This is a genomic window from Exiguobacterium sp. SH1S21, assembly GCF_004337175.1.
Classification (GTDB): domain Bacteria; phylum Bacillota; class Bacilli; order Exiguobacteriales; family Exiguobacteriaceae; genus Exiguobacterium; species Exiguobacterium aurantiacum_A.
In genome coordinates, this window is the sequence record NZ_SJUY01000011.1 from 1 (window position 1) to 26,698 (window position 26,698).

General features: G+C 50.7%; 25 protein-coding genes, 1 rRNA gene and 2 other annotated features. All 26 genes read left to right on the forward strand.

The genetic code is table 11. The annotated features are described in order from the left end of the window. Nucleotides 1-11: 11 nt before the first annotated feature. The 26 genes from rrf (at nucleotide 12) to rpoC (ending at nucleotide 26,601) form a co-directional block, all read left to right on the forward strand. Nucleotides 12-127, forward strand: a 5S ribosomal RNA gene (rrf, locus tag EVJ24_RS13290). A 142-nt stretch (nucleotides 128-269) separates the two neighbouring features. Continuing rightward, nucleotides 270-737 (forward strand): CtsR family transcriptional regulator, encoded by a 468-nt coding sequence (locus EVJ24_RS13295; RefSeq protein WP_070329265.1) that lies wholly within the window; start codon nucleotides 270-272, stop codon nucleotides 735-737. 14 nt (nucleotides 738-751) lie between these two features. Beyond that, entirely contained in the window at nucleotides 752-1,186 is a 435-nt protein-coding gene (locus tag EVJ24_RS13300; protein WP_131441625.1) for a UvrB/UvrC motif-containing protein, read from the forward strand. After that, on the forward strand, nucleotides 1,186-2,229 hold the full coding sequence (locus EVJ24_RS13305; protein WP_131441641.1) for a protein arginine kinase: 1,044 nt from the start codon (nucleotides 1,186-1,188) through the stop codon (nucleotides 2,227-2,229). Before EVJ24_RS13300 ends, EVJ24_RS13305 begins: the two co-directional genes overlap by 1 nt. Nucleotides 2,230-2,253: 24 nt before the next feature. Then, complete coding sequence (gene clpC, locus EVJ24_RS13310) at nucleotides 2,254-4,689, forward strand: ATP-dependent protease ATP-binding subunit ClpC (RefSeq protein ID WP_070329262.1); 2,436 nt, start codon at nucleotides 2,254-2,256, stop codon at nucleotides 4,687-4,689. A gap of 54 nt (nucleotides 4,690-4,743) precedes the next feature. Then, on the forward strand, nucleotides 4,744-6,120 hold the full coding sequence (radA, locus tag EVJ24_RS13315; RefSeq protein ID WP_131441626.1) for a DNA repair protein RadA: 1,377 nt from the start codon (nucleotides 4,744-4,746) through the stop codon (nucleotides 6,118-6,120). Nucleotides 6,121-6,234: 114 nt separating this feature from the next. Further along, on the forward strand, nucleotides 6,235-7,299 hold the full coding sequence (locus EVJ24_RS13320) for a PIN/TRAM domain-containing protein (protein WP_131441627.1): 1,065 nt from the start codon (nucleotides 6,235-6,237) through the stop codon (nucleotides 7,297-7,299). A gap of 56 nt (nucleotides 7,300-7,355) precedes the next feature. After that, entirely contained in the window at nucleotides 7,356-8,036 is a 681-nt protein-coding gene (gene ispD / locus EVJ24_RS13325) for a 2-C-methyl-D-erythritol 4-phosphate cytidylyltransferase (RefSeq protein ID WP_236637668.1), read from the forward strand. Next, nucleotides 8,033-8,506, forward strand: coding sequence for a 2-C-methyl-D-erythritol 2,4-cyclodiphosphate synthase (gene ispF / locus EVJ24_RS13330; protein WP_131441629.1), 474 nt, complete (start codon nucleotides 8,033-8,035; stop codon nucleotides 8,504-8,506). The genes ispD and ispF overlap by 4 nt, the downstream gene beginning before the upstream one ends. Nucleotides 8,507-8,551: 45 nt before the next feature. After that, entirely contained in the window at nucleotides 8,552-10,009 is a 1,458-nt protein-coding gene (gltX, locus tag EVJ24_RS13335) for a glutamate--tRNA ligase (RefSeq protein WP_201740379.1), read from the forward strand. Then, nucleotides 10,006-10,209 (forward strand) — a binding site (T-box leader). (Overlaps the previous gene by 4 nt.) A 49-nt stretch (nucleotides 10,210-10,258) precedes the next feature. After that, on the forward strand, nucleotides 10,259-10,948 hold the full coding sequence (gene cysE, locus EVJ24_RS13340; protein ID WP_131441631.1) for a serine O-acetyltransferase: 690 nt from the start codon (nucleotides 10,259-10,261) through the stop codon (nucleotides 10,946-10,948). Further along, complete coding sequence (gene cysS / locus EVJ24_RS13345; RefSeq protein ID WP_070329255.1) at nucleotides 10,917-12,314, forward strand: cysteine--tRNA ligase; 1,398 nt, start codon at nucleotides 10,917-10,919, stop codon at nucleotides 12,312-12,314. The genes cysE and cysS overlap by 32 nt, the downstream gene beginning before the upstream one ends. Next, nucleotides 12,311-12,715, forward strand: a complete 405-nt coding sequence (locus EVJ24_RS13350; protein WP_035386102.1) for a Mini-ribonuclease 3 — start codon at nucleotides 12,311-12,313, stop codon at nucleotides 12,713-12,715. Before cysS ends, EVJ24_RS13350 begins: the two co-directional genes overlap by 4 nt. Nucleotides 12,716-12,836: 121 nt before the next feature. Further along, a complete protein-coding gene (rlmB, locus tag EVJ24_RS13355; protein WP_035386115.1) occupies nucleotides 12,837-13,574 on the forward strand; it encodes a 23S rRNA (guanosine(2251)-2'-O)-methyltransferase RlmB in 738 nt (245 codons plus the stop codon). Further along, the gene (locus EVJ24_RS13360; RefSeq protein WP_131441632.1) at nucleotides 13,571-14,119 is read left to right on the forward strand and encodes a YacP-like NYN domain-containing protein; all 549 of its coding nucleotides are present in this window, start codon (nucleotides 13,571-13,573) and stop codon (nucleotides 14,117-14,119) included. Before rlmB ends, EVJ24_RS13360 begins: the two co-directional genes overlap by 4 nt. 202 nt (nucleotides 14,120-14,321) lie before the next feature. Continuing rightward, complete coding sequence (sigH, locus tag EVJ24_RS13365) at nucleotides 14,322-14,963, forward strand: RNA polymerase sporulation sigma factor SigH (protein ID WP_070329253.1); 642 nt, start codon at nucleotides 14,322-14,324, stop codon at nucleotides 14,961-14,963. A 127-nt stretch (nucleotides 14,964-15,090) separates the two neighbouring features. Continuing rightward, nucleotides 15,091-15,237, forward strand: a complete 147-nt coding sequence (gene rpmG, locus EVJ24_RS13370; protein WP_083274150.1) for a 50S ribosomal protein L33 — start codon at nucleotides 15,091-15,093, stop codon at nucleotides 15,235-15,237. 34 nt (nucleotides 15,238-15,271) lie between these two features. After that, the gene (secE, locus tag EVJ24_RS13375; RefSeq protein ID WP_012727692.1) at nucleotides 15,272-15,442 is read left to right on the forward strand and encodes a preprotein translocase subunit SecE; all 171 of its coding nucleotides are present in this window, start codon (nucleotides 15,272-15,274) and stop codon (nucleotides 15,440-15,442) included. A gap of 17 nt (nucleotides 15,443-15,459) precedes the next feature. Next, nucleotides 15,460-16,011 carry a transcription termination/antitermination protein NusG gene (nusG, locus tag EVJ24_RS13380; protein WP_016508920.1) on the forward strand — a complete coding sequence of 184 codons (552 nt, stop codon included), beginning with the start codon at nucleotides 15,460-15,462 and terminating at the stop codon, nucleotides 16,009-16,011. A 148-nt stretch (nucleotides 16,012-16,159) separates the two neighbouring features. After that, nucleotides 16,160-16,585 (forward strand): 50S ribosomal protein L11, encoded by a 426-nt coding sequence (rplK, locus tag EVJ24_RS13385; RefSeq protein ID WP_070329252.1) that lies wholly within the window; start codon nucleotides 16,160-16,162, stop codon nucleotides 16,583-16,585. Between the two features lie 98 nt (nucleotides 16,586-16,683). Next, nucleotides 16,684-17,370: a 50S ribosomal protein L1 gene (gene rplA / locus EVJ24_RS13390; RefSeq protein ID WP_083274148.1), complete on the forward strand. Its 687-nt coding sequence runs from the start codon at nucleotides 16,684-16,686 to the stop codon at nucleotides 17,368-17,370. Between the two features lie 59 nt (nucleotides 17,371-17,429). After that, nucleotides 17,430-17,583 (forward strand) — a sequence feature (ribosomal protein L10 leader region). Between the two features lie 45 nt (nucleotides 17,584-17,628). Then, nucleotides 17,629-18,135 (forward strand): 50S ribosomal protein L10, encoded by a 507-nt coding sequence (gene rplJ, locus EVJ24_RS13395; RefSeq protein ID WP_070329251.1) that lies wholly within the window; start codon nucleotides 17,629-17,631, stop codon nucleotides 18,133-18,135. A gap of 55 nt (nucleotides 18,136-18,190) precedes the next feature. After that, nucleotides 18,191-18,556, forward strand: coding sequence for a 50S ribosomal protein L7/L12 (rplL, locus tag EVJ24_RS13400; RefSeq protein WP_070329250.1), 366 nt, complete (start codon nucleotides 18,191-18,193; stop codon nucleotides 18,554-18,556). Nucleotides 18,557-18,640: 84 nt separating this feature from the next. Continuing rightward, complete coding sequence (locus EVJ24_RS13405) at nucleotides 18,641-19,237, forward strand: class I SAM-dependent methyltransferase (protein ID WP_131441633.1); 597 nt, start codon at nucleotides 18,641-18,643, stop codon at nucleotides 19,235-19,237. Nucleotides 19,238-19,430: 193 nt separating this feature from the next. Next, the gene (gene rpoB, locus EVJ24_RS13410; RefSeq protein ID WP_131441642.1) at nucleotides 19,431-22,979 is read left to right on the forward strand and encodes a DNA-directed RNA polymerase subunit beta; all 3,549 of its coding nucleotides are present in this window, start codon (nucleotides 19,431-19,433) and stop codon (nucleotides 22,977-22,979) included. Between the two features lie 22 nt (nucleotides 22,980-23,001). Further along, nucleotides 23,002-26,601 carry a DNA-directed RNA polymerase subunit beta' gene (gene rpoC, locus EVJ24_RS13415; RefSeq protein WP_070329248.1) on the forward strand — a complete coding sequence of 1,200 codons (3,600 nt, stop codon included), beginning with the start codon at nucleotides 23,002-23,004 and terminating at the stop codon, nucleotides 26,599-26,601. The last annotated feature ends 97 nt before the right edge of the window (nucleotides 26,602-26,698 follow it).

The window sequence follows — 26,698 nt, forward strand, 5'->3', positions numbered from 1 at the left end:
ACAATCCCTTGTCTGGTGGCGATAGCGAAGCGGCCACACCCGTTCCCATGCCGAACACGGAAGTTAAGCGCTTCAGCGCCGAAAGTAGTTGGGGGTCTCCCCCTGTGAGGATAGGACGTTGCCAGGCCATATGAAGGACGACCAAGCACATGCTTGGTCGTCTTTTCTTTTGAGCGACGACGCATTTGCGTCGTCGCTTTTCGTTTGCCTTTTTTTAAATCAGTGATAGAATAAAAACAAAAGTCAAAGATGGTCAGAGGGTGGTGGAGATGAGAAACATATCTGATGTAATCGAACAGTATTTGAAGCAAGTGCTGAAGGAAAGTCAGGCAGAAGCGATTGAAATCAAACGACAAGATATCGCGAAACGTTTTGAATGTGTTCCGTCTCAAATCAACTATGTCATCAATACACGTTTTACGGTCGAAAAAGGCTACCTTGTAGAAAGTAAGCGAGGCGGGGGCGGTTATATTCGAATTCGTCGCGTCATTCTTCATGAGAAACAAGACTTGCTGACGAGTTTAATGGATATTTTACAAGACCATCCTCGCCTGACGGAACAACTTGTTGAAAACATTTTGATCCGTTTATTTGAAGAAGGTATGTTGAGCGAGCGGGATGTCCGTTTACTGTACCACTTGTTGTCCGACGAAACGCTCGGCTTGAACGCCGACGACCGTTATCTGATTCGAAGACAGCAGCTACTCGCCCTGATGAAGTTACTTAGTTATCACTGACGGAGGCTTAAGACATGTTATGCGAACGGTGTAAACGGCGTCCTGCCGTCAATGAAGTCGTTATGTTGGAAAACGGGGTCCCAGTCGAACGAAAACTATGTCGGAACTGTACAGTCGAAGTGATGGCCGGTTACGTTCCTGTCGTGAAGCGGTGTCCAACTTGCCAGATGACACAGAGCGAGGTGGCGCACCTAAGAAAAGCGGGCTGCGCCTCATGCTACAAAGTTTTCCGTGAAGAGTTGATTAAAATGACACGTCAGTACCAGCAAGGGCATGACCATCATGTCGGTTCGGTACCTGACGCGTTACGCACACCGGATGAGCGAATCGGCGAACGTCTTGTAAAGTTAGCAGGGGAGTTAGAACGGGCCGTCGAACAAGAAGATTATGAACGAGCGGCACGAATCAAAAAAGAAATGACGCAACTGAAAGGGCAAGGTGAGGCGTGATGGAGACATTCCTCAAACATCCACTCGGTCCAAAAATGAAAGAACGGGCCAAGCTTGATGATCTTGTCATCTCGACACGAATTCGTTTGGCACGCAATTTAAAAGACACTGTCTTTTCTCCGACATTGTCTCAAGAAGGACAGCGACAGCTATGCGAGCGCATCGAGACGGCCTTGGGCGGCTTACAAGGCTTTGGATATCTGCATATGCGCGCCTATGATCAAGTGACGCGGCAAGCTCTCGTCGAAAAGCATTTGATCAGCCCGACGATTGCAGAAAAAGATGAGAGTGCTGTTTTTCTGAGTGAAGACGAGACGATTAGCGTGTTGATTAACGAAGAAGATCATTTGCGCATCCAAACGTTGCTTCCCGGCTATCAAGTCCAAGAAGCGTTCGAACTTGCGAAACGAGTCGACGCGCTCTGTGGCGAGTCGCTCCCATACGCTTTCGATGAAGAACTTGGCTATTTGACGACGTGTCCGAGCAACATCGGTACCGGACTTCGCGCATCGGTCATGCTACACCTGCCGGGTCTGACGTTAACGGGACGAATAACTCCTATATTAGTAGAACTTCGCAAACTCGGATACACGATTCGAGGACGTTACGGAGAAGGCAGTGACGCAGCCGGGCGTTTGTTCCAGTTATCGAATCAACGGACGCTTGGCAGCGATGAATCGCAACTGTTATCTGATTTTATGGAGATCACAGAACAAGTCGTCCAAGCGGAACGTCAAGCCCGAGAACAGCTCCTAGCCAGTAACCAAGATGAATTGGAAGATCAGTTTTATCGTTCTTACGGGATTTTACGGTATTCCAAATTATTGTCGTCCACAGAGGCGATTGAACGGTTATCAGATTTACATTTAGCGAGTGACCTCGGTATTTTGTCCGACTGGAGTCCACCGCAGTTTCATGATTTGATCGTCCGCCTACAATCAGGTTTCCTACAAAAACATTTCGGGAAAACATTATCTACGAAAGAACGAGATCGCGAACGAGCGACTCTCGTACGTCGAACGTTAGATCATGGTTTAGTTTGATCCAACTTTAAGGAGGTTTTGTCAATGATGTTTGGTCGATTTACAGAACGAGCTCAGCGCGTATTAGCTTTAGCACAAGAGGAAGCGGTACGACTTGGCCATCATAATATTGGTACGGAACATATCTTGCTCGGACTTGTCCGTGAAGGTGAAGGGATTGCTGCCAAAGCGTTGTTCGCCCTCGGTCTAACTTCTGAGAAAATTCAACAAGAAGTCGAGGCGCTGATTGGCCGTGGTTCTGAGAACGGTTCGACAATCCACTACACGCCGCGTGCGAAAAAAGTAATCGAGCTCTCGATGGATGAAGCCCGTAAACTCGGTCATTCTTACGTCGGGACAGAGCATATTTTACTCGGATTGATTCGTGAAGGCGAAGGTGTCGCTGCCCGCGTCTTGAACAACCTCGGTATCAGCTTGACGAAAGCACGGCAACAAGTACTTCAACTTCTCGGGAACACGGAATCGTCGTCAAACGCATCACAACCAGGCACCAGCGCTGCGACACCGACACTTGATGGCTTGGCCCGTGACTTGACGCAACAAGCTCGTGAGTCACGTCTCGACCCTGTTATCGGCCGTGCCGGTGAAATCCAACGGGTCATCGAAGTGTTGTCTCGCCGGACGAAGAACAACCCGGTCTTGATTGGAGAGCCAGGTGTCGGTAAGACGGCAGTTGTCGAAGGACTCGCGCAACAAATCATCAACAATGAAGTGCCGGAGACGCTTCGCAACAAACGCGTCATGGTGCTCGACATGGGTACGCTCGTCGCGGGAACGAAATACCGTGGTGAGTTTGAAGACCGATTGAAAAAAGTCATGGACGAGATTCGCCAGGCCGGCAACGTCATTCTCTTCATCGACGAGTTACACACGTTGATTGGGGCGGGTGGAGCCGAAGGGGCGATCGATGCCTCGAACATCTTGAAACCGTCGCTCGCTCGAGGTGAGCTCCAATGTATCGGTGCAACAACGCTTGACGAGTACCGGAAATACATTGAGAAGGATGCCGCACTCGAACGCCGCTTCCAACCGATTCAAGTGAATGAGCCGACGACGGACCAGGCTGAACAGATCTTGTTCGGTTTGCGTGACCGCTATGAGGCTCACCACCGTGTCACAATTACGGATGAGGCGATTCATGAAGCGGTTGTCTTATCTGACCGCTATATTTCGGACCGGTTCCTTCCAGATAAAGCGATCGACCTCGTCGACGAAGCGGCTTCGAAAGTTCGCCTCCGTTCATTCACGGCGCCGCCGAACTTAAAAGAGCTTGAAGCACGTCTCGAATCGATCCGTAAAGAAAAAGATGCGGCCGTCCAGAGCCAAGAGTTTGAAAAAGCGGCTTCGCTTCGTGATACAGAACAGAAGCTCCGCGATGAACTTGAGCATCTCAAATCAGAATGGCAGAACAAGCAAGGCAATGAAAAACTTGAAGTGACGAAAGAAGATATCGCCCAAGTCGTCGCAAGCTGGACGGGTGTGCCGGTGACAAAAATTGCCGAAGAGGAGACAGACCGTCTCCTCAAGCTCGAATCGATCTTACACGGTCGGGTCATCGGTCAAGATGAAGCCGTCAAATCAATCTCGCGGGCGATCCGTCGGGCCCGGGCCGGACTGAAAGATCCGAAACGTCCGATTGGTTCATTCGTTTTCCTCGGACCGACCGGTGTCGGGAAAACGGAACTAGCGCGTGCTGTAGCTGAGGCGCTCTTCGGTGACGAGGATGCGATCATCCGAATCGACATGTCGGAGTATATGGAAAAACATGCGACGAGCCGTCTCGTCGGATCACCTCCAGGGTATGTCGGATACGAAGAAGGCGGTCAGTTGACGGAGAAAGTCCGTCGTAAGCCATACTCGGTCATCTTGCTTGATGAGATTGAGAAAGCTCACCCTGAAGTGTTCAACATCTTGCTCCAAGTGCTCGATGACGGGCGTCTGACCGACTCGAAAGGTCGTACGGTCGACTTCCGCAACACGGTCATCATCATGACGTCAAACGTCGGTGCGGCCGCACTTAAACGGAACAAATATGTCGGTTTCACCGTCGAAGATGACGTGAAACGTGAATATACGGAAATGAAAGATAAAGTCATGGAAGAATTGAAGAAAGCGTTCCGGCCTGAGTTCTTGAACCGGATCGACGAGATCACCGTCTTCCATTCGCTTCAAAAAGAGCATATCCAAGAAATCGTCAAACTTATGGCGAAGACGCTCACAGATCGACTTGGCGAGCAAGGCATCGATTTCACTTTGACAGAATCGGCGCTTGAGAAGATTGCCGTCGTCGGCTATGACCCTGAGTACGGGGCTCGTCCGCTCCGCCGTGCGCTCCAACGCGAGGTGGAAGACCGACTCTCAGAATCGATGCTCAGCGGGGAGATCACGAAAGGCAGTAAAGTGGCTCTCGATGTTCAAGACGGTGAATTCATCGTCCGCAACGAAGGTGTCGTCCAGTAAATACGGAGCTCCCTCTCTCTTGTGAGGGGGCTTTTTTAGACAGAAGGGAATAACATGGCAAAAATTAAAACGAAGTACGTATGTCAGTCTTGTGGATATGAATCCCCGAAATGGATGGGTCGTTGTCCGGGATGTAACGAGTGGAACACGCTCGTCGAAGAATTTGTTGAAGAAAAGAAAGCGAAACGGGGAGCTGCGTTCGTCCATAGCTCGTCGCGACAACTGAAGCCAGAGCGTCTCTCAGACGTCGTTTCCCAAGAAGAAACACGTGTGCATACGAACAGTCAAGAGTTCGACCGGGTGCTTGGGGGCGGAATTGTCCCGGGCTCGCTTGTCCTCGTCGGTGGGGACCCGGGGATCGGGAAGTCGACAATTCTCCTGCAAGTGAGTGCACATCTTGCCCATAGCGGTCGGAAAGTGCTATATATTTCTGGGGAAGAATCGTTGAAGCAGACAAAGCTGCGCGCAGAACGACTCGGATTGCCGACGCAGGATTTATACGTTCTCGCCGAGACGGACATGCTCATGATCGAACGGGTCATCGATGAAGAGGAACCTGGGTTCGTCATTATCGACTCGATTCAGACGGTATACATGGATGAAATCCAATCGGCGCCAGGCAGCGTCGCCCAAGTGCGGGAATGTACGGCTGCGCTCATGAAAATTGCCAAGACACGAGGGGTCGCCGTCTTTATCGTCGGCCACGTGACGAAGCAAGGATCGATTGCCGGACCGCGTCTGCTCGAGCATATGGTGGATGCTGTTCTGTATTTTGAAGGAGAACGTCATCACACGTTCCGGATTTTACGGGCCGTCAAAAACCGGTTCGGTTCGACGAACGAGATTGGAATATTCGAGATGAAAGAAGGCGGTCTTGAGGAAGTGCTCAACCCGTCAGAGATTTTCCTCGAAGAAAGGACGGCGGGCGTCTCAGGCTCGACGGTCGTCGCGTCGATGGAAGGGACACGGACGGTACTCGTTGAGCTGCAAGCACTCATTTCCCCGACATCGTTCGGGAACCCGCGCCGGATGGCAACGGGAATCGACCAAAACCGGGTCGCTCTTCTTATGGCCGTGCTGGAGAAACGTTCGGGTCTCTTGCTTCAAACGCAAGACGCTTATTTGAAGGCGGCGGGCGGGGTCAAGCTCGATGAACCAGCAATCGATTTGGCGATTTGTATTTCGATTGCCTCAAGTTTCCGGGACCGTCCGACTCGTCCGACCGATGTCTGCATCGGCGAGGTCGGATTGACCGGGGAAGTGCGCCGTGTGTCACGGATTGAGCAACGTGTCGCGGAAGCGGCCAAGCTCGGTTTCACGCGTGCGATCATTCCGAAGAATAACCTAGGGGGCTGGACCGCCCCGCCTGGTATCGACGTGGTCGGTGTCAGTACTGTCGATGAAGCGCTCCAACTTGCCATCCCGTTCTGACGGGGCGCTTCCGGCAGTTTTTAACGCTTTGTAACGAACGGATTTAAAAGAACCGTGTTACAATATAAGTGTTATTTTTTTGAAATTTTAATTCAATAGAAGGAGGTGGAATGAGTGAAGATTGCAGTGCGACTCGGATTTATTTTGATTGGACTCGTCGTCGGATGGTTTGGCATGATCGAAGCGATGGTGCTTCTTGATGACCTCGGTGTAAACGTGCCGGCATGGTTGACGATTCCTTACGTTGCTAGTTTGATTGGTGGACTTATCTTCTTCATTCTCAGTTTATTTTTGACCGATGTGATCGTCAAATTTATCCGTTTTGTCGAAGAACGGCTCGTCCGTTTACCGGTCGGCGATATTTTATTCGGCTCGATCGGGTTGATCATCGGTTTATTGATTGCCTTTTTGATCAGTGTATCGCTTGAGGTCACAGGCATCTTCTTACTAAGTAAGATTGTACCGATTTTTGTGACTGCCCTGTTCGGTTACTTTGGATTTGCCGTTGGTTACCGGAAGCGGAACGAATGGATCAAGTTGTTCGTGAAAAGTGAACGGGACAAGCCGGAAGCGGAACCGTTACGCCGCTCGAACGATAAAATATTAGATACAAGCGTGATCATCGATGGTCGGATCGCCGATATTTCGAAGACTGGATTCATCGAAGGGACACTCATCGTTCCTCAGTTCGTCATCGGAGAGTTGCAGTACATTGCCGACTCGTCGGATACGCTTAAACGGAATCGAGGCCGACGAGGTCTGGATATTTTAAAAGAGCTCCAAAACAACGATCGAATCGAGGTCGAGATTTACGATGGTGACTTTGAAGACGTGGCCGAAGTCGATATTAAATTGATCAAGCTCGCCGAGTTAAAAAAAGGCATTGTCGTGACGAACGATTACAACTTGAATAAAGTGTGTGAAGTCCGAAACGTACCGGTGCTCAACATTAATGATTTGGCCAACTCGGTCAAACAAATCGTCATTCCCGGAGAAGAGATGGTCGTGACGGTCATCAAAGAAGGGAAAGAACAGAACCAAGGGGTCGCTTACCTCGAAGACGGGACGATGGTCGTCGTCGAAGGCGGACGCAAGCTCATCTCGAGGACGCTCCCTGTCGTCGTGACGAGCGTACTCCAAACATCCGCGGGCCGAATGATTTTTGCTCGCCCTGAATAAGTATGGAAAAAGAGACGCATCAGCGCTCTCTTTTTTCACGAAGAGAGGTGAACGTGATGGTACGTTACACGGTCGTCATCCCGGCTGCCGGGAAAGGCAAGCGCATGGGGGCCGATGAGAATAAGTTGATGTTGTCGCTCCAAGGAAAACCGATCATCGTCTGGACCGTCGAGGCGTTTGCGAGAGACACATGGTGTGAACAGATTGTTCTGGCGATTCGTCCGGAAGAAGAAGCCTGGTTCGCGCATGAGTTACGTCACGTCCCGACGCCGATTACGTACGTGGCAGGCGGAGAAGAACGGCAACAGAGCGTTCGAGCCGGTTTACAGACAATCGACACGGACGGAGTTGTGTTGATCCATGACGGGGCCCGGCCGTTCGTTCGAATCAGTCAGTTGCATCAAGTAGCGGAAGCGGCTCAGACGAAAGGGGCCATTTTAGCCGTTCCTGTGAAAGATACAGTGAAACAAGTGACCGCGGGGACGATTACGCAAACTGTTCCCCGTGAGACGCTTTGGCTCGCTCAGACACCGCAAGCGTTTCCTGCGGCTGATATCCGGGCGATTCATGACCAGGCAGAATCATCCCGATTCGTCGGGACTGATGATGCGAGCTTGTTTGAGTGGTCAGGGAAAGAAGTCACCGTCATTCCAGGTGACTATCACAACATAAAAATGACGACCCCTGAGGATTTATTGTTCGGGGAAGCGATCTTGACGAAGGAGGACTATCGATGAGAATCGGACAAGGTTTTGATGTACATGCGTTCGCAGAAGGGCGTCCGCTTATATTAGGAGGGATCGAGATTCCCCACGACCGCGGTTTGCTTGGACACTCGGATGCCGACGTGTTGCTTCACACCATCGCGGATGCGGCGCTCGGTGCCATCGCGGCAGGGGATATCGGCAAACACTTTCCGGATACGGATCCCAATTTTAAAGATGCAGACTCGAAAGTGTTGCTCCAACACGTATGGCAACTCGTCAAGGCAGAAGGGTATGTGCTCGGCAACGTAGACGCGACCGTTATGGCCGAACGGCCGAAGCTCCGGACGTATATCGATGACATGCGCGCGGTCATTGCTGAACTGCTTGAAGCTGATATTAGCCAAGTGAACGTGAAAGCGACGACGACGGAACGGTTAGGTTTCACGGGACGTGAAGAAGGAATCGCCGCCCAGGCGGTCATCTTGCTCAACCGTGCTTGAAAAAAGTGGTATACTATTTGGGCAGAAGAGAAGAAAGGTGGAAATATTATGAGTGAAGTGCGTGTACGCTATGCGCCAAGTCCGACGGGTCACCTTCATATCGGGAACGCCCGGACCGCGCTATTCAACTATCTATATGCTCGCCACGCAGGCGGGAAAATGATTCTTCGGATCGAGGACACGGATCAAAAACGAAACGTTGAGAACGGTGTCGAAAGTCAGATGAAGTACTTGGAATGGCTCGGTATCGAGTGGGATGAAGGTCCGGGTCGCGATGGCGATTACGGTCCATATTTCCAAATGGAACGACTCGACATCTACAACAAATACGTGAACGAGTTGATGGACAAAGGGCTCGCTTATAAATGCTACATGACGTCAGAAGAACTCGAAGCAGAGCGCGAAGCACAGATTGCACGCGGTGAAGCACCACGCTACTCGGGAGCACATCGCGACTTGAGCGACGCTGAGCGCTCGGCGTTCGAAGCCGAAGGACGGAAGCCGTCGATTCGGATTCGAGTGCCAGAACAGGTTACGTACAAATGGACAGACGTCGTCAAAGGCGACGTTTCGTTCGAGTCGAAAGACTTCGGAGACTGGGTCATCGTCAAGCAAGACGGGATCCCGACGTACAACTTTGCCGTCGTCGTCGATGACTACTTGATGAAAATCAGCCACGTCTTACGCGGTGACGACCATATCGCGAACACGCCGAAACAGATGATGGTATACGATGCGCTCGGATGGGACTATCCGACGTTCGGTCACATGACATTGATCTTCAACGAGAACCATAAGAAGCTCTCGAAACGTGATGAGTCGATCATCCAGTTCATCGAACAATATGCAGACCTCGGATACCTCCCTGGTGCACTCTTCAACTTCATCTCGCTTCTCGGCTGGTCTCCGGTCGGTGAAGAGGAGATCTTCACGAAAGAAGAGTTCATCGACATGTTCGACGCGGGCCGTCTATCGAAGAGTCCGGCCGTATTCGACCAGCATAAGCTCGCTTGGATCAACAGTGTCTACATGAAGCAGGCTTCGCTTGACGAAGTGGTAGCACTCAGTTTACCATTCTTACAAGAAGCAGGACGATTGCCTGTTGCCTTGTCAATGGAAGAGGCGGACTGGGCCACAGCGCTCATAGCTCTTTATAAAGAACAAATGACACACGGTGCCGAAATTGTACCGTTGACAGACTTGTTCTTTAAAGACGAGGTCGAGTATGACGAGGCGGCGAACGCGGTGCTTGCCGGTGAAGCGGTGCCGGCTGTACTCGCCGAGTTCAAAACGCAGCTCGAGGCGATCGAGGACTTCACACCGGAAGCTGTCAAAGCGGCTACGAAGGCCACTCAAAAAGCGACTGGTCAAAAAGGGAAGAACTTGTTCATGCCAATCCGTGTCGCCACGACCGGACAAACACATGGACCAGAACTTCCAAACGCGATTGCGCTGATTGGCAAAGAGCGTGTGTTGGCACGTCTCACAACATTATTAGCTTAAAGGCAACGATGAGGAAAGTAAGCGGGTTGACACTTGTCAGAGACTAGAACCTAGGCTGGAAGTTCTAGAGGCGTCCCCCGTCGAAGTGCACCTCGGAGCCGTTCCGGCGATATGTAGTCGGGACCGCGACTCGGCGTTAACGAGACTTGAGAGGGGAACTTTCCCAAACAGAGTGGAACCGCGCTTACGGCGTCTCTGTGCCTTGGCACAGGGGCGTCTTTGTTTTTGATATGGAAAAGGAGAACAATTATGGGATTTTGGAAAAGTGTGAGCGCCGACATCCGGAACGTGATCGAACTCGATCCGGCTGCCCGCTCAAAAGCAGAAGTTGTATTGACGTATCCTGGCCTCCATGCCTTGTGGTCGCATCGGATCGCACATGGGCTGTGGACGCATAACGTGAAACTTTTGGCTAAAATGATTGCCCAGACGAGTCGCTGGGTGACCGGGATTGAGATTCATCCGGGCGCCGTCATCGGCGAAGGTGTCTTTATCGACCACGGATTCGGGATCGTCATCGGGGAGACGGCCATCATCGGCAACAACGTCACCATCTATCAAGGTGTGACGCTCGGTGGAACCGGCAAAGAAAAAGGGAAGCGGCATCCGACCATCGGGAACGATGTGCTCATCTCGGCCGGCGCGAAAGTGCTCGGTAATATCACGATAGGCGATTGCGTCAAAATCGGGGCCAGTTCAGTCGTCTTAAAAGATGTCCCGTCAGACTCGACCGTCGTCGGAATCCCTGGACGTGTCGTCATCCGCAACGGGGAGCGGGTCAAACAGCACGACCTCGACCATCGCTTACCGGACCCGGATCGTGAATGCCAAGAGCGGTTAGAGAACGCTGTAGCCGATCTGCAACGTCAGTTAGCATCACTCGAGAAACAGATGGAGGAGAAGTCACATGATTCAGTTTTACAACAGCCTCACGAATAAGAAAGAACCGTTCAACCCGATCGTTCCTGGGAAAGTGTCTATGTACGTATGCGGACCGACCGTCTATAATTATATTCACGTCGGAAACGCCCGTCCGGCCATCGCATTCGACACGGTACGCCGCTATTTGACATACCGAGGCTACGACGTGAAGTACGTCCTCAACTTTACCGATGTGGATGATAAGATCATCCGTACGGCGAATGAGCTCGGTGAGGACGTCGGAACGCTGACGAACCGCTATATCGACGCTTATTTGGCGGATACGGGCGCGTTGAACGTCTTGCCAGCGGACGTGCATCCACGTGTCACCGACACGATGGAGGAAATCATCGACTTTATCCGTAACTTAGAGGATGAAGGCTACGCCTACGCGTCAGAAGGCGATGTCTATTTCCGGACGCGTAAGTTTGAAGAGTATGGCAAGCTCAGCCAACAGTCGATTGAAGACCTTCGGGCCGGGTCACGTGTCGACGTCGGGGAGAAGAAGGAAGACCCGCTCGACTTCGTGCTCTGGAAAGCGGCTAAACCAGATGAGCCGGCTTGGGACAGCCCTTGGGGACAAGGACGCCCCGGCTGGCATATCGAATGCTCGGCCATGGCGAAGAAGCACCTCGGCAAAACGATCGACATTCACGCAGGCGGGCATGACCTCAAATTCCCGCACCACGAGAATGAGATTGCGCAGTCTGAGGCGTGCAACCATACGAAGTTTGCGAACTACTGGCTCCACAACGGCTTCATCAACATCGAGAACGAGAAGATGTCGAAATCACTCGGGAATTTCCTGCTCGTCCACGAGGCGTTAAAAGAAGTCGACGCGATGGTGCTCCGTTTCTTCATGTTATCGGTCCACTACCGTCATCCAATCAACTATAGCCGCGAGCTGATCAATCAGGCCGCGAACGGATGGGACCGGATCAAGGAAGCGTACCATAACGTCGAATACCGTCTGTCGGTCACGGCCGGTCTCGTTGAACCGAGCGAGGCGATGGAGCGAAAACTTGCGACGGTGAAAGCAGCATTTATCGAAGCGATGGATGATGATATCAACACGGCGAACGCCGTGACAGTATTGTTTGATTTAGCAAAAGAGGCAAACATCTACGCCAAAGCAGATCATGTCTCGAAAGATACGCTCGAGCAAGTGCTCGACTTGTTCAAGGAATTGACGGGCGTGCTCGGGTTGACGATTGAAGTGGAAACAGAACTACTCGACGCCGAGATCGATCAGTTGATTCTCGAGCGGAATACGGCCCGAGCAGAGCGTAACTTTGCCCGTGCCGACGAGATCCGTGACTTGTTGAAACAACAAAACATCCAGCTCGAAGATACGGCGCAAGGCGTACGGTGGAAACGGTCATGACGAATGCGAATCAACTAAACGCGCTCGCCCTCGCTTATATGGGCGACGCAGTGTATGAGATGGCGGTACGAAAACGACTGCTCGGCAAAGGGTTGACGCGACCGAACGACCTCCATCGCGGGGCCGTCCGTTACGTGAACGCAACCGCGCAAGCGAGCGTCGTCACCCACTGGTTAGAGACGGGTATCTTGAGCGAGGACGAGACAGCGATCGTCCGGCGCGGTAAAAATGCGAAATCAGGGTCGATTCCGAAACGCACCGACGTCCACACATACCGCTACTCGACAGCTTTTGAGGCATTGATCGGCTACACATATCTAATAGAAAGAAGGGATCGTCTTGAAGAACTCATCGAACAGGCACTCACATGGCTCGAAACCGAGCAACCCGAAACGACATGACGGAGGACGAGCGAACGACAAGCGTTCGTTCGACCGTCCGAGAGGCGAACGGGGCGACCGTCCGCACCGTCAAAAGCCGGAACGCCCGGACTATCAAGAAGTTGACGTCCTTGAAGAAGGCATCGATTTCTTATATGGACGTAATCCAGTAATCGAGGCGCTTCGTAGCGGACGGGATATGAACAAAGTCTTTATCATGGAAGGGCAGCACAAAGGGCCGCTCGCCCAAATTATCGGCATGGCCAATGAGGCCTCGGTACAGATCTCGTTCGTCCCGAAGACGAAGCTTGAAAAGATGGCGGGCAGTGAACACCATCAAGGCGTCGTCGCGGCCGTTGCGGCTTACGAGTATAAGACGCTTGACGATATGTTCGCGCTTGCCGAGTCTAAAGGGGAGACACCGCTCTTTATTTTGCTCGATGAGCTAGAGGACCCGCACAACTTGGGATCGATTTTACGGACAGCTGACGCGGTCGGTGCCCATGGAGTCATCATTCCGAAACGGCGCTCGGTCGGCTTGACGCAAACCGTCGCGAAAGCCTCGACGGGAGCAATTGAATATATCCCGGTCGCGCGTGTCACGAACTTGACGCGGACGCTCGAAGAATTGAAAGAAAAAGGAATGTGGATCGTCGGAACTGACGCTAGTGAGAGTCAAGACTATCGTCGGCTCGATGGGAACATGCCACTCGTCGTCGTCATCGGCAGCGAAGGGAAAGGTATGGGCCGTCTCGTGCGCGAGGCATGTGACTTCCTCGTCCATATGCCGATGGTCGGTCATGTCACGTCGCTCAACGCTTCGGTCGCGGCCGCACTTCTTCTGTATGAGGTGCATCGCTCTCGTAATCCGTTATCATGAGCCTGAAAAAGCGAGAATTACTCCTCGTCGATGGCTATAACATCATTGGGGCGTGGCCGCATCTTCGAAAACTGCGGGACATCGACTTCGATCAAGCTCGAAATGACTTGATTGAAGCGATGGCCGAGTATCAGGCCGCCACAGGCCGCATAGTGACGGTCGTCTTTGATGCCCACATGCGCTATGGGCGCGAATCGATCCAGAAGCGGAGCCGGGTCGAGGTCGTCTATACGAAGGAGAACGAAACGGCGGATGAGTGGATCGAACGGCGGGCCCATGAACTCGTGGACGATCGTTTGGTGACGTTATTCGTCGCCACAAACGATTTTACCGAGCAATGGGTCATCTTCGGTCAAGGTGCCCTCCGTGTCCCAGCGACCGAACTATTAAAGGATTGGAAGCAAGCGAAAGTGGCGATTGAGCAAGAGCGTCAGACGCTCGCGAGCGACCGGTCCAATCGAAAAACAATCGATATCCCGCCTGACGTCATGGCCCGTTTTGAAGAAATGCGGCGCCGTAAGTCGAACGGTGAGGATTCTCACTGACGAGTTCATACAATGGACTCGTTTTTTGTTTTTAATTTGACATTTTTTTGGAAAGAAATGTTGTATACTATTAGTTGTATAAGTTACACCATATCTAATTGACGGAATTTTTTGAAATTTATTTGACGGTCGTTTTGTATGACGCCTATAATAAGAGCACTAACTTACATAGTTCATTATCAATAGCCGGGGGGTATGAAACATGAACGGATGGCCATACGAGCAGTTTGAAACGATGTCAGACGAAGAGCTCGTCTCTCTAGCGCGGAATGAAGGGGATAGTGATGCGCTCGAGTTTTTGATTGAACGTTACCGTTACTTCGTGCGGGCGAAGGCGCGGTCTTACTTTTTGATCGGCGCCGACCACGAGGATATCGTCCAAGAGGGAATGATCGGTCTGTATAAAGGCGTGCGTGACTATCGGGATGAACGCCTCGCTTCGTTTAAGAGTTTTGCCGAGATGTGTATCACCCGTCAGATGATCACGGCGATTAAGACGGCGACGCGTCAGAAGCATATTCCGCTCAACTCATACGTCTCGCTCGACAAGCCGATCTTTGACGATGAGTCTGACCGGACGTTGCTCGACGTGATTTTGCCCCCGCATCCGAACGACCCGCAAGACTTGCTCGTCACACGGGAAGAACAACTGTTCATGGAAGAGAAGATGGATGAGCTCCTCAGTGACTTGGAACGAAAAGTGCTTCGCCTTTATTTGGATGGCCGTTCGTATCAAGAAATCTCTGACGACCTTGACCGTCACGTGAAGTCGATCGATAACGCCTTGCAACGCGTGAAGAAAAAATTCGAGCGGCATGTTGACGTTAAAATGCTGACGAGTTAACTCGTATTGACCGCACGCCTCCTATGTGATACTTTTAAGGCAGCGCCTTGTCCGTAGACGCCAGTTACAGGAGGCGTTTTTTTTTCGCTCTTTTTTAATATGGAGCTGTCGAAAGGGGCGCTTATGGATGGCAAAGAAAGTAAGTCTCGAGTGCGCGGATTGCGGGTCAAGAGTTTACTCGACGACCAAGAAAGATGATGTGCAGACGCGGCTCGAGCTGAACAAGTTCTGCCGTCGTTGCAATGCGCACACAACACATCGAGAATCAAAGTAACGTAGATTGGCATTCAACGTAGGAGGAAGCTACCATGAACTTTTTGCGCGATGTATGGAAAGAGTTAAAGAAGACGAGTTGGCCGACTCGTAAAGAGCTCACAAAATATACCATCACAGTCATCGCGACGGTCGTCGTGATCGGCCTGTTCGTGTTCGGCGTAGATACTGGTGTCAGTTATCTCGTCAACCTATTGATTAACTAAGGAAAGAGGTGAAAGCCGTGGAGAAACAATGGTTTGTTGTCCAGACGTACTCTGGCTTTGAGAACAATGTCAAAGAAAACCTAGAACGTCGAATCGGTTCGATGAACATGGAAGATAAAATTTTCCGCGTCCTCGTTCCGACCGAAACAACGCAAGAAGAAGTCACGTTGAAGAGTGGCGAAAAGAAAATTAAAGAGCGTGAAGTGAAAAACTTCCCTGGATATGTCTTCGTCGAGATGATTATGACAGACGATTCATGGTATGTTGTTCGTAACACGCCAAACGTAACGGGCTTCCTCGGATCAACCGGGGGCGGCGCCAAGCCGATCCCGCTCCAGCCTGACGAAGTGACGAACGTCCTTTCGCAGATGGGTCTGATCGAGAAGAAAGACCGTTATAACTATGAGCTTGGCGATCTCGTTCGTGTCAAAGAAGGCGCGTTCGAGAACTTTGAAGGTACGATTGATGAGATCGAAACTGACAAAGAGAAGCTCAAAGTCGTCGTCGACATGTTCGGCCGCGAAACAAAAATTGAGCTTGATTTCGAACAAGTTCAGAAAATTAACTAAAACCCACTTGCCATTCTCGGAAACGGATGGTACAATCGGAAATGTTTGATGTTGTGCTATATTTCAGTACAAACTCGACCTAATAGATTGAGTGGGAGGGCGCACAACGTCCAAGAAACCACATTTTAGACTTAAGGAGGTGTGTCTCGTGGCGAAAAAAGTTACTAAACTCGTTAAACTTCAAATCCCTGCTGGTAAAGCTAACCCAGCACCACCAGTTGGTCCAGCACTTGGTCAAGCAGGTGTTAACATCATGGGATTCTGTAAAGAGTTCAACGCTCGTACACAAGACCAAGCCGGATTGATTATTCCTGTAGTCATTACGGTATACGAAGATCGTTCGTTTACATTCATTACGAAAACTCCACCAGCTGCAGTTCTTTTGAAAAAAGCTGCTGGTATCGAGAGCGGTTCAGGAGAACCGAACCGTAAGAAAGTAGCAACGGTTAAGCGTGATAAAGTTCGCGAAATCGCTGAACTTAAAATGCCTGACCTTAACGCAGCGTCTGTAGAAACAGCGATGCTTATGGTTGAAGGTACTGCGCGCAGTATGGGTATTGTAATCGAAGACTAATTTATTAGTCTCTGGGATTGTCGGTGCATATTTTGCTCACCTTCAATCCCTTAATTATGTGGGAGGAAATTCCGCTAACCACAAGGAGGAAAAGAATCATGGGTAAAAAACACCAAGAAGCAGCTAAGCTTGTTGATCGCACGAAGTCTTACGACCTCGCAGAAGCGGTTGAACTCGTTCAAAAAACTGCAACAGCTAAGTTCGATGAAACAATCGAAATTGCTGTCCGTCTCGGCGTAGATCCGAAGAAAGCGGACCAACAAATCCGCGGTGCCGTTGTACTTCCACACGGTACTGGTAAAACACAAAAAGTTCTCGTCTTTGCAAAAGGCGAAAAAGTTAAAGAAGCTGAAGCGGCTGGCGCTGACTTCGTCGGCGACGCTGAGTACATCACTAAAATCCAACAAGGATGGTTCGACTTCGATGTTATCGTTGCGACACCTGACATGATGGGTGAAGTTGGTAAACTCGGTCGCGTTCTCGGACCAAAAGGCCTCATGCCTAACCCGAAAACAGGCACAGTCACGTTCGACGTTGCGAAAGCAATCGCGGACATCAAAGCTGGTAAAGTCGAGTACCGTGTTGATAAAGCCGGTAACATCCACGTACCAGTTGGTAAGAAGTCATTTGAAGCAACAAAACTCTCTGAGAACATCGAGACTATCCTCGAGACACTCATGAAAGTTAAGCCTGCTACTGCAAAAGGAACTTACCTCAAAAACATCGCGCTTTCTTCGACAATGGGTCCTGGTATCCGTGTCGCGACTGCCGATTTCATCAAGTAATTCACTTGAAATAAACTGTTGACAACGTGTGATGCCGCTGTTAAAGTAAAACACGTTCAACCGAATATGTTGGATTACCGCAGACAGAAGGTGGACATCGGTCCGTAAACCCTTCCGAGGTGTCTTTGCTCGAACTTGAGCCTGTTGTCACAGGTTTACTTTCAAACAATTACGCCCTCGTATGTCTTCATACGAGGGATTTCTTTTTGGAGAGCAGCCTCTCGTCCGGTATAAGAATTGACTAGGAGGTGCACAAACATGGCAAGCGAAAAAATCGTAGCTCAGAAATCGGTACTCGTTGATGAAATCGCTGAGAAAATGCAAGCAAGCGTTGGAACGATCGTTGTTGACTACCGTGGACTTACAGTTGAAGAAGTGACTACACTCCGTAAAACACTTCGTGACGCTGGAATCGAGTTCAAAGTATACAAAAACGGTCTCCTCCGTCGCGCGGCGACTCAGTCTGGTTATGACGGTCTCGATGAAGTCTTCACAGGTCCTACTGCAATCGCGTTCTCGAAAGAAGACGTCATTGCTCCAGCGAAGATCTTGAACGACTTCTCAAAAGAGCACAAAGCGCTCGAACTTAAAGGCGGAATCATCGAAGGCAAAGTAACTTCACTCGAAGAAGTTAAAGCCCTTGCAGAACTTCCATCACGCGATGGTCTTCTCTCGATGCTTCTCAGCGTCCTTCAAGCTCCGATCCGCGGGCTCGCAATCGCAACAAACGCAATCGCAGAACAAAAAGAAGAGCAGTCTGCTTAATCTTTGTCGCGTAGCGTAAAAAAACTTTTTACAACATCAAAGGAGGAAAACCATAATGGCTTTCAACAAAGAGCAATTCATCGAAGACCTCAAATCAATGACGGTTCTCGAACTTAACGAACTCGTAAAAACAATCGAAGAAGAATTCGGCGTATCAGCAGCAGCTCCAGTAGCAGCAGCAGGTGCAGGCGCAGCAGTAGCTGAAGAGCAAACTGAATTCGACGTAATCCTCACAAGCGCAGGTTCTGGTAAGATCAACGTAATCAAAGCAGTACGTGAACTTACTGGCCTCGGTCTTAAAGAAGCAAAAGCACTCGTTGACGGAACTCCGGCTCCAGTCAAAGAAGGCGTTTCTAAAGAAGATGCAGACGCAGTTAAAGCTAAGCTTGAAGAAGCTGGCGCATCTGTCGAAGTTAAGTAATCTAACTTTTACTTCACAACGTATAGAAGCTCGCTATGGCGAGCTTCTTTTATTTCCTTGAAAGTGGGTTAGGAGGTTCAATGCATGGGAGATCATTACTATACGAACGATCCGAGTTCGAAAAGTGCCCCTGAGACGTGGACGTATGAGTTGCGAGGGAAGATGTATCGCTTCACCTCGGACCGCGGCGTGTTCTCGAAAGGATCGGTCGATTTTGGGTCACGTCTCTTAATCGAGTCATTTGAAGTGCCGGAAGTTGAAGGTCGCATTTTAGATGTAGGCTGCGGCTACGGTCCGATGGGGATCTCGCTTGCCGACGCCTCTGGGCGTGAAGCGCTTCTCGTCGACGTGAACGAACGAGCGCTTGCCTTGTCAGAGCAAAACGCCGCCCAAAACGGGGTGACGATCGAAACACGGCTTAGCCACGCATATGATGGAGTCGGAGGCGAGCAATTTGCCGCTATCGTGACCAATCCGCCGATTCGGGCCGGGAAGCAAGTGGTTCACACGATTTTAAGAGATGCGTACGCGCATCTCGTCATGGGCGGGGCACTCTACGTCGTCATTCAAAAGAAACAAGGAGCGCCTTCTGCTAAGAAGTTGCTTGAAGATGTGTTCGGTCAGGTCGAGACGGTTGCCAAAGACAAAGGCTATTTTATTTTCCGGGCAATTCGCTCTTGACAAACGGTTGAGTCTTGTTGACTCGCTATAACGTATATGCTAACATTATAAAATGCCATTGGAATGGAATTCGCCTTGAATTGCCGCGTTTGCCGCTTTTTAGACGCGGGAAAAGGGCGACATTCAATGACAATGTTCGATTATTACGCCCGAAAAATTCGATAGAGAATTGGGGGTCTGAGAGGTGAATCAGTTGACTGGTCAACTTGTTCAGTACGGTCGTCACCGTCAGAGAAGAAGCTTTGCCCGTATCAGTGAGGTATTAGAGCTTCCGAATTTGATTGAAATTCAAACTGCTTCTTATGAGTGGTTCTTACGTGAAGGATTGAAAGAGATGTTTACCGACATTTCGCCAATCTCCGACTTCACTGGAAACCTCGTGCTTGAGTTCATCGATTACTCGCTTAGCGAGCCGAAATATTCGATTGATGACTCGAAGGAGCGCGACGTCACTTATTCTGCGCCATTGCGCGTGAAAGTACGTCTGCAAAACAAAGAGACAGGTGAGCTTAAAGAACAAGAAGTATTCATGGGTGATTTCCCGATTATGACAGAGTCGGGAACGTTTATTATTAACGGCGCAGAACGCGTCATCGTTTCCCGGCTTGTTCGTTCGCCGAGCGTCTATTACAATTCTAAACTCGATAAAAACGGTAAACGTGGTTTCGGTGCAACAGTCATCCCGAACCGTGGAGCATGGCTCGAACTTGAGACAGATGCTAAGGATATCGTTTATGTTCGTATCGACCGTACCCGTAAGATCCCGGTAACGGTGTTGTTGCGTGCTCTCGGATTTGGTACGGACCAAGAAATTATCGACCTTCTCGGGGATGATGAATATCTTCGGAACACCCTTGAAAAAGATAATACCGAGTCGACAGAGAAAGCGTTGATCGAGATTTACGAGCGTCTCCGCCCTGGTGAACCACCAACGGTTGAAAACGCGAAATCACTTCTCGTCTCACGTTTCTTCGACCCGAAACGCTACGACCTCGCAAACGTTGGTCGTTATAAGATGAACAAAAAACTTCATCTTAAAAACCGTCTCTTCGGTCAGAAATTGGCCGAGACGCTCGTTGACCCAGAGACAGGCGAAGTGATCGCCGAAGCTGGAACAATCCTCGATCGTCGCAACTTAGACCGCGTCCTTCCGCATTTGGAGAACGGTCTCGGTTACATGGACGCTGAGCCAACTGGCGGCGTTGCTGAAGGTGAGCCGTTTGGTCTCCAATCGATTAAAGTCATCTCACCGGATGACCCGGATGGAGAGCGTGTCTTGAACATTATCGGTAATGGCAACATCGACCGTAGCATCAAACACGTCACACCAGCGGATATCATTGCATCGATCAACTACTTCTTCAACTTACTTCACGAAGTCGGAACAACAGATGACATCGACCACTTAGGAAACCGTCGTCTTCGTTCAGTCGGAGAACTTCTCCAAAACCAATTCCGTATCGGTCTTTCTCGTATGGAACGTGTCGTAAAAGAACGGATGTCGATTCAAGATCAAAATGCGATCACACCACAGGCGCTGATTAACATCCGCCCGGTAATCGCATCGCTGAAAGAGTTCTTCGGTAGCTCGCAGTTGTCACAGTTCATGGACCAAACAAACCCGCTCGCAGAGCTCACGCATAAGCGTCGTCTCTCTGCACTCGGACCGGGTGGTTTGACACGTGAGCGTGCCGGCTTCGAAGTTCGAGATGTTCACTATTCGCACTACGGTCGGATGTGTCCAATCGAAACACCTGAAGGACCGAACATCGGTCTCATCAACTCGCTTTCATCTTTTGCGAAAGTAAACGAGTACGGTTTCATTGAGACACCGTACCGCCGAGTCGACCCAGAAACAGGTCTCGTCACGAGCGAGATTCAATATATGACGGCGGATGAAGAAGATCTCTACGTCGTCGCCCAGGCGAATATGCCGCTCACTGAAGACAGTTACTTTGCAAACGAGCAAGTCCTTTGCCGCTTCCGCGGACAAAACTTGTCAGTTGAGCCAAGTCGAGTCGACTACATGGACGTTTCGCCGAAACAGGTTGTTTCTGCGGCAACAGCATGTATCCCGTTCCTTGAGAACGATGACTCGAACCGTGCCCTCATGGGAGCGAACATGCAACGTCAAGCTGTACCACTCCTTCAACCGGACTCGCCGATTATCGGTACTGGTATGGAGTACGTGTCAGCGAAAGACTCTGGGGCCGCGATTATCGCGAAATACCCAGGTGTCGTCGAGCGTGTCACAGCGCGTGAAATCTTGGTCCGCCGCACGTCTGACGTGAACGGAACAACGGTTTCAGGTGACCTTGACCGCTACAAACTTCAAAAGTACGTTCGTTCGAACCAAGGAACGTGCTATAACCAAAAGCCGATCATCGCTGCTGGTGACCAAGTCGAAAAAGGAGAAATCCTTGCTGACGGTCCATCGATGGATATGGGTGAGCTCGCGCTCGGTCGTAACGTCGTTGTCGCCTTCATGACTTGGGACGGTTACAACTATGAGGATGCGATCATCATGAGTGAGCGCCTCGTGAAAGATGACGTCTACACTTCGATTCACATCGAGGAGTATGAGTCAGAGTCACGAGACACGAAACTCGGACCTGAGGAAATCACACGTGATATTCCGAACGTCGGTGATGACGCGCTTCGCAACTTGGACGATCGTGGGATCATCCGCATTGGTGCGGAAGTGAAAGATGGCGATATCCTCGTCGGAAAAGTCACGCCTAAAGGTGTAACTGAACTGACGGCGGAAGAGCGTCTCTTGCATGCGATCTTCGGTGAGAAAGCCCGTGAAGTCCGTGATACGTCACTCCGTGTACCAAACGGCGGCGACGGCATCATTTTGGACGTCAAGGTGTTCGACCGTGAGAACGGCGACGAACTTTCACCGGGTGTGAACCAAATGGTTCGTGTCTACATCGTTCAAAAACGTAAGATTCACGAAGGGGATAAGATGGCGGGACGTCACGGTAACAAAGGTGTTATCTCGCGGATCCTCCCTGAAGAAGACATGCCATACATGCCAGACGGCACACCGATTGACATCATGCTTAACCCACTCGGTGTACCATCGCGGATGAACATCGGTCAGGTACTTGAACTCCACCTTGGAATGGCGGCTAAAAAGCTCGGCATCAAAGTGGCGACACCTGTATTCGATGGCGCACGTGAAGAAGACGTATGGGCAACGATTGAAGAAGCTGGAATGGACAAAGATGCCAAGACTCGTCTCTATGACGGTCGTACTGGTGAACCGTTCGATAACCGCGTCTCGGTCGGTGTCATGTATATGATCAAACTTGCGCACATGGTTGATGATAAACTTCACGCTCGTTCGACAGGACCATACTCGCTCGTTACGCAACAACCGCTCGGTGGTAAAGCACAGTTCGGTGGACAGCGCTTCGGTGAGATGGAAGTTTGGGCACTTGAAGCGTACGGCGCAGCCTACACGCTCCAAGAAATCCTTACAATCAAGTCGGATGACACGGTTGGTCGTGTGAAAGCATACGAAGCAATCGTGAAAGGCGAGAGCGTTCCGAAAGCGGGCGTTCCTGAATCGTTCCGCGTCTTGATCAAAGAGCTTCAAGCGCTCGGTATGGAAGTCAAGATGATGTCTGTGGACGACGAAGAAGTTGAAATGAAAGATGAAGATGACGACAACATCCCGAACGCAACATCGGCGTTAGAACAAGTCGTTCAACCGACTGTTACGGAAGAGGAATAAGGCGAAAAGGGAGGTCGGCCCCTTGGTAGATGTTAATCGATTTGAATATATGAAAATCGGCTTGGCTTCACCCGAAAAGATCCGTTCGTGGTCTTACGGGGAAGTCAAAAAGCCGGAAACAATCAACTATCGTACACTCAAACCAGAGAAGGACGGACTGTTCTGTGAACGAATCTTCGGTCCTACGAAAGACTGGGAATGTTACTGTGGGAAATACAAACGAATCCGATATAAAGGAGTTATTTGTGACCGCTGTGGCGTTGAAGTGACGAAAGCGAAAGTGCGTCGCGAACGTATGGGCCACATCGAGCTCGCGGCTCCGGTTTCGCACATCTGGTACTTCAAAGGGATTCCAAGTCGAATGGGGCTTGTTCTCGATATGTCACCGCGTGCGCTCGAAGAAGTAATCTACTTCGCGTCGTACGTCGTGACAGAACCAGGTGACACTCCGCTCGAGAAGAAACAACTTCTCTCGGAAAAAGAATTCCGTCTCTACCGTGAGAAGTACGGTAGTGACTTTAAAGCAGACATGGGTGCGGAAGCAATCCGGACACTCCTTCAAGACGTACAACTCGAGAAGGAAGTCGGAGAACTCCGCGAAGAATTGAAGACAGTTCAAGGCCAACGTCGTACACGTGCGATCAAACGTCTTGAAGTGCTCGATGCGTTCTTCACGTCGGGGAATGATCCAGATTGGATGATCCTCGAAGTACTTCCTGTCATTCCACCTGAGCTTCGCCCGATGGTGCAGCTCGACGGTGGGCGCTTTGCGACTTCTGACTTGAACGATTTATATCGTCGAGTCATCAACCGTAACAACCGTCTCAAACGTTTGCTCGATCTCGGCGCGCCGAACATCATCGTGCAAAACGAGAAGCGTATGCTTCAAGAAGCGGTTGACGCCCTCATCGACAACGGTCGTCGTGGTCGTCCGGTAACAGGTCCAGGTAACCGTCCACTTAAGTCGCTTTCACATATGTTGAAAGGGAAACAAGGTCGTTTCCGTCAAAACCTTCTTGGTAAACGGGTCGACTACTCAGGACGTTCGGTTATCGTCGTTGGACCAAACTTGAAGATGTTCCAATGTGGTCTCCCGAAAGAGATGGCCCTTGAACTCTTCAAACCGTTCGTGATGAAAGAACTTGTCGGTCGCGGGATCGCGTCGAACATCAAGAACGCCAAACGCAAAATTGAGAAGATGCAACCAGAAATCTGGGGCGTCCTCGAAGAAGTCATTCGTGAGCATCCGGTTCTCTTGAACCGTGCCCCTACACTTCACCGTCTAGGGATTCAAGCTTTCGAACCGATTCTCGTCGAGGGCCGTGCGATTCGTCTACACCCACTCGTATGTACGGCTTACAACGCCGACTTTGATGGTGACCAAATGGCGGTCCACGTACCACTTTCAGCCGAAGCGCAAGCAGAAGCTCGTCTCCTCATGCTCGCTGCACAGAACATCTTGAACCCGAAAGATGGTAAACCAGTTGTTACACCATCGCAGGATATGGTCCTCGGTAACTACTACATCTCGCTTGAACGCGACGATGCCATCGGACAAGGGAAAATTTTGTCGAACGTCAACGAAGCGCTCATCGCGTATCAAAATGGATACGTCCACTTGCATACACGTGTCGCCCTTCCAGCACGTACGCTCAACAACCCGACGTTCACAGCGGAGCAAAATGAGAAAATGTTAATCACGACAGTCGGTAAGATGATCTTTAACGAGATCTTGCCGAACACATTCCCATACTTGAACGAACCGACGATGGAAAACTTGCAGGAAGCAACGCCTGATAAGTACTTCATCGAAAAAGGTGCCAACGTCGCGGAAGAAATTGCCGCACGTCCACTTATCGAACCGTTCAAAAAAGGATTCCTTGGTAAAGTCATCGCGGAAGTGTTCCAGAAGTTTGAAACGACTGAAACGAGCCGCATGCTTGACCGGATGAAAGATCTCGGCTTCAAACACTCGACTAAAGCGGGTGTGACGGTCGGAATCGCCGATATCATCGTTCTTCCGGACAAACAAGAAATTCTTGATGAAGCGCAAACTCAAGTCGACCAAATCATGAAGTCGTTCCGTCGTGGTCTCATCACTGAAGATGAGCGTTACGAGCGCGTTGTACGCTCTTGGAACGAAGCGAAGGACGAGATTCAATCGCGATTGATGAAATCCCTCAACCGCTTGAACCCGATCTTCATGATGTCTGACTCAGGTGCCCGTGGTAACGCGTCCAACTTCACGCAGCTCGCAGGGATGCGTGGTTTGATGGCCGCTCCATCTGGCCGCATCATCGAACTTCCAATCAAATCGTCGTTCCGTGAGGGACTGACGGTTCAAGAATACTTCATCTCGACGCACGGTGCGCGTAAAGGTCTTGCCGATACAGCCCTTAAAACGGCTGACTCAGGTTACTTGACGCGTCGTCTCGTCGACGTTGCCCAAGATGTCATCATCCGTGAAGAAGATTGTGGAACGGACCGCGGAATCCGCGTTGCCGCTCTTCGCGAAGGCACGGAAGAAATCGAAAACTTGTATGACCGCCTCGTCGGCCGTACAGCGTTCGAGACAGTGGCACATCCGGAAACGGGTGAAGTTATGATTGAGAAGAACCAATTGATCACAGAAGATATCGCCCGCGACATCGTCGACGCTGGTATCGAACGAGTTGAAATCCGTACAGCCTTCACATGTAACACGTCACACGGCGTATGTAAGAAGTGCTACGGCCGTAACTTGGCGACCGGCTCTAACGTTGAAGTTGGCGAAGCAGTCGGAATCATCGCCGCGCAATCAATCGGTGAGCCAGGAACGCAGCTTACAATGCGTACCTTCCACACAGGTGGGGTAGCCGGAGATGATATCACGCAAGGTCTTCCACGTATCCAAGAGGTATTCGAGGCTCGTAACCCGAAAGGGCAAGCGGTCATCTCGGAAATTCCTGGTACGGTCATCGACTTTACCGAGTCGCGTGACAAGCGGGAACTCACGGTCGAAGGACTCAGTGAGACTCGTACGTACACGATTCCGTTCGGAGCGCGTTTACGCGTTCAAATCGGCGACACGGTAGATGCCGGGGAAGTCTTCACGGAAGGTTCGATCGATCCGAAAGAATTGCTCACCGTCCGTGGTGTGTCTGGTGTCCAAAACTATCTTCTTCAAGAAGTTCAAAAAGTATACCGGATGCAAGGGGTAGAAATCGGCGACAAACACGTCGAAGTCATGGTTCGCCAAATGCTTCGTCGCGTCAAAGTCATCGAGTCAGGTGACACGCCACTTCTCCCTGGTTCACTCGTCGACATCGGCGTCTTCAAAGAAGCGTGTAAAGATGTACTTCGCGTAGGTAAGAGCCCAGCAACGGCGAAACCGGTCCTTCTCGGAATCACGAAAGCGTCGCTTGAGACAGATTCGTTCCTCTCGGCCGCTTCGTTCCAAGAAACGACTCGCGTGTTGACAGACGCTGCCATCAAAGGCAAGCGCGACTATCTTCTCGGACTCAAAGAGAACGTCATCATCGGTAAACTCGTGCCAGCTGGTACAGGGATGCCGGTATACCGTGACGTTAAACTTAAAGAAGATGCGTCGAAAGCCGTCCTCGAAGACGCGAACGTCGAGTAAAAACGTCTTGACAGCACTCTTTGGCGGTGCTACTATGATTTAGTGCCGCCAATCGGTTGTTGTCGATGACAATGGTGTCCAGCAGTCGGCAAGCTAC